This window comes from Pseudomonas sp. FYR_2 (genome assembly GCF_043106425.1).
Taxonomy (GTDB): Bacteria; Pseudomonadota; Gammaproteobacteria; order Pseudomonadales; family Pseudomonadaceae; genus Aquipseudomonas; species Aquipseudomonas monteilii.
Genome location: NZ_JBICMM010000029.1, coordinates 1 through 3,524 on the forward strand (window position 1 = coordinate 1; position 3,524 = coordinate 3,524).

At 62.1% G+C, this 3,524-nt stretch carries 4 protein-coding genes; 2 read left to right on the forward strand and 2 right to left on the reverse strand.

The annotated features are described in order from the left end of the window. Positions 1–78 precede the first annotated feature (78 nt). On the reverse strand, positions 79–618 hold the full coding sequence (moaB, locus tag ACF8R4_RS13565; protein ID WP_060498653.1) for a molybdenum cofactor biosynthesis protein B: 540 nt from the start codon (positions 616–618) through the stop codon (positions 79–81). 141 nt (positions 619–759) lie between these two features. Between moaB and ACF8R4_RS13570 the strand changes: the two genes are divergently transcribed. Together ACF8R4_RS13570 and ACF8R4_RS13575 are read left to right on the forward strand one after the other, a co-directional pair. Then, a complete protein-coding gene (locus ACF8R4_RS13570) occupies positions 760–1,647 on the forward strand; it encodes a LysR family transcriptional regulator (protein WP_060498652.1) in 888 nt (295 codons plus the stop codon). Between the two features lie 156 nt (positions 1,648–1,803). Then, the gene (locus ACF8R4_RS13575; protein WP_060498651.1) at positions 1,804–2,676 is read left to right on the forward strand and encodes a DUF6216 family protein; all 873 of its coding nucleotides are present in this window, start codon (positions 1,804–1,806) and stop codon (positions 2,674–2,676) included. Here ACF8R4_RS13575 and ACF8R4_RS13580 read toward each other — a convergent pair. Next, on the reverse strand, positions 2,663–3,436 hold the full coding sequence (locus tag ACF8R4_RS13580) for an AraC family transcriptional regulator (RefSeq protein WP_104833269.1): 774 nt from the start codon (positions 3,434–3,436) through the stop codon (positions 2,663–2,665). The two genes, ACF8R4_RS13575 and ACF8R4_RS13580, sit on opposite strands and share 14 nt — an antisense overlap. Positions 3,437–3,524 lie beyond the last annotated feature (88 nt).

Consider the following 3,524-nt stretch of genomic DNA (forward strand, 5'->3'; position numbering starts at 1 on the left):
GACCTCACACACTTCGAATCCTGTGCTGTACCTATGGGAGCGGGCTTGCCCGCGAAGAGGCCCGTGCAGGATGTTGTATCAGCCCCGAGTTGCGCAGGCATCGATCGGCAACAGGTGTTTGACGAAGTTGCACGGCCGGTGCCTTGCATCCAGCTGCTCCGCCAGAATTCCTTCCCACGCCGTACGGCAGGCGCCGGTGGAACCCGGCAAGCAGCACACCAACGTGCGGTTGGACAACCCGGCCAGCGCTCGGCTCTGCACGGTAGAACTGCCGATATCCAGAATCGACAGCGCCCGGAACAGCTCGCCAAAACCATCGATGCGCTTGTCCAGCAGGCACTCGACCGCCTCCGGTGTGCTGTCACGCCCGGTAAAGCCGGTACCGCCGGTTATCAGCACCACCTGCACCTGCTCGTCGGCAATCCAGGTGGCGACCTGGGCGCGGATCTTGTACAGGTCGTCCTTGAGCAACGCCCGCGCCACCAGCCGATGGCCGATCTCGACCGACCGGCTGGCCAGCAGCTCGCCGGAGGTATCGTTGTCGTAGGTACGGGTGTCGCTGACGGTCAGCACGGCGATGTTGAGCGGTACGAAGACCGCATCGGGTTGGACGCGCACGGTAAAAGCTCCTTGAATGGCATTGTCACCACGCTAGAGGCGTGGCTCGGGGGCGTCCAATCGGTATGGCTTACCGGCCGATCAATGACATCTATCGCAGACGTGGGTTATGGTCTGCACAACCCTACGCCAGGCACTTTCATGGACATCAAGCAGCTCAAGTTCCTCATCGCCCTCGACCAGACCCGCCACTTCGGCCAGGCGGCGGCGCTGTGCCATATCACTCAGCCGACGCTGTCCATGCGCCTGCGCAACCTGGAGGACGAGCTGGACCTGGTGCTGGTCAAACGCGGCCAGCGCTTCGAAGGTTTCACCGAGGCCGGCGAGCGTATTCTGGCCTGGGCCCGCACCCTGCTCGCCGCCCACGACGGCCTGCAGGCCGAGGCCGCCAGTTGCCGGGGCCAGGTGGTCGGCAGCCTGCGACTGGGCACAGTGCCGCTGGCCAGCTTCAACCCCATGCACCTGCTGCTGCCGCTGCGCGAAAAATACCCCGAACTGCACTTCCAGCTCAGCTCGCTGAGCTCGGAGCAAGTCATCGACGGACTGAGCCGCAACCAGCTCGACCTGGGTATCTGCTACCTGGACCAGGTCAACACCAGCTTCTTCGAAGTACTGGAGCTGGGCACCACCACCATGGGCCTGCTGCACGACACCCGGCACTTCCAGTTTGGCAGCGACACCCTGCGCTGGGACGCGCTCAGCGACATACCGCTGGGCCTGTTGAGCAAGGGTATGCACTACCGACAGTCGCTGGACCTGAGCTTGCGCAGCCGTGGCCTGGAACCGCATGCGGTACTGGAAAGCGACTCGACCTTCCAGCTGATCCAGGCCATCAACACCGGCATGTGCTGCGCGATCATGCCGTTGGACTGCGGCCTCGAAGACCTCAGCGAGCACCTGCGCATTCTGCCGGTGGCCGACGCAGCCATCCACAGCCCGGTCGGCCTGTTGCTGCGCCGCAGCGAGCCGCGCTCAGCCATTGCCGAGCAGTGTTTTGCCGAGGCGTGCAGCTTGTTTGCCAACGCTTGAAGTTCATGCCTCGCGAACAATAAGGAAATTTCCCACAATCAACTCGGAAGTTTCACTAACGACATGTCAGCTTGAGCACTTTTATTATCGTCACCTTATCGGACCCGCCGGCCTGATGCAGACACAAGGCCCGCTTACTTCGCTCAAGGAGCTGACATGACGACTTCCACCAACCTGGCCTCCTCATTCTGGAGCATAGAAACGCTCGCCCCATTGGGCGGTATCGGTGTGGCCATACTGCTGGGGATGGCGTTATGGTTCATCTACAGCCGGGCCGGCTCGCTGTATTTCCTTCGAGACCTTATTTGGCGCAGCTTTGGAGGCACCACCGAATTCGACAGCCACTCGCAGTTGAATACCCTGCGCAAGGAACTGCGGGAGATCGAATTCTTCCGTTATGAGTTCAACATCCCGGCCAATAACCTGGACGAGGCCAGCCAGGCGCACCGCTGGATCGTCGACAACGGCTTTGCGCCCGGCGACCTGAGCCGCAACCGCGCCTACATTGACTGGACTGACTTCAGCGCCCCCAAGTTCGCTACAGCGCGGTTCTCCCCGCGGCGTTTCAAGGGGTTCATTGCCTTGCTGGCCGTACTTGGCATGATGATGGCTCCTCTACCCATGGCGAGCCAGTCGGAATACTTGATGGTATCGCTCAAAAATGACCCGGACTCCCCCTTTTTCTATCTGTCACCGCAGGACATCAAGTTTGAAATGTGGTTTCCGGATGAAAAACTGACGCTCGACCAATGCCGCTCTTCAGAAAGCCTCGCGCCCTTCACCCGGTACATGCCGGAAGAGAAGCTCGACACGATCTGCTCGTTCTTCCTGGCATCCGACTACGGCGCACAAGTAGAAAACGGGGTAAAGGGGCAACGTGGCATTCTGGCGGGGTTGTCCGCGATCCTCATGCTCGGACTCGTGCTGGTTGTACTGAAACTGTCACGCATGGAGCGCGCGCAAAAGGTCTATAACCGCTGGCAGGCCAATATCGCGACGCCTGCGACCACTGCGCCTACAGCGCCGTAGCCTGGCGGTACTGGCGCGGGGTAAAGCCGGTCAGTTGCTTGAACTGGCGGCTGAAGGCGCTGTGGTCGGTGTAGCCGCAGCGCATCGCCACGTCGGTGATCGGCAGGTCCGAATGCAGGAGGCGGTGGGCGTGCTCCAGGCGCGCCTTGTGGATCATCTGTCGGGGCGTGAGGTGAAATACCCGCTTGCAGTAGCGCTCCAGCTGAGCCACGGAAATGCCGGCGATGCGGGTCAGCTCGCCCATGCTGATCGGCTGGTGAAAGTGCTGGCGGATGTGCTCGTCCACTGCGGCCAGGCGCAGGTAGGCCGGGTGAGTGTCGGCGGCTGATTGCAGGTCGACCGAAATGCCCACCAGGCCGATGATCTCGCCCGCCTGGTTGTACAGCGGGCGCTTGTAGGTCAGGCACCAGCCGGGCTCGCGGCTGCCGTACAGGTGCAGCTCCAGCTGGTCTTCCAGCACCAGCCCTTCCTTGAGTACGCGGCGGTCCTGCTCGGTGTAGCCGGGGCCCAGCTGCGCCGGGAACACTTCGGCACTGGTCTTGCCCAGCAACGGCTGCAAGCGCTTGAGGCCACAGCGCTGGACCAGGGTGTGGTTGGCCAGCACGTAGCGGGCGGCCGGATCCTTGATAAAGATGGCGGCGTTGGGGATTACGTCGAGGATCGGCAGCAGCAGGGAAACGCTGGCCAGCAGGGCCTCCAAGGTGGCGGGGCGGTGCTGGTCGAGGGATTGGTATAGCGTTGCCAGGGGAATATCGGTCATCTGTCGGTTCTCTGCTGGCTGTACCGGCCCTTTCGCGGGCAAGCCCGCTCCCACAGGTCCCGGACACACTTCTAATTCTGCGCTGTAC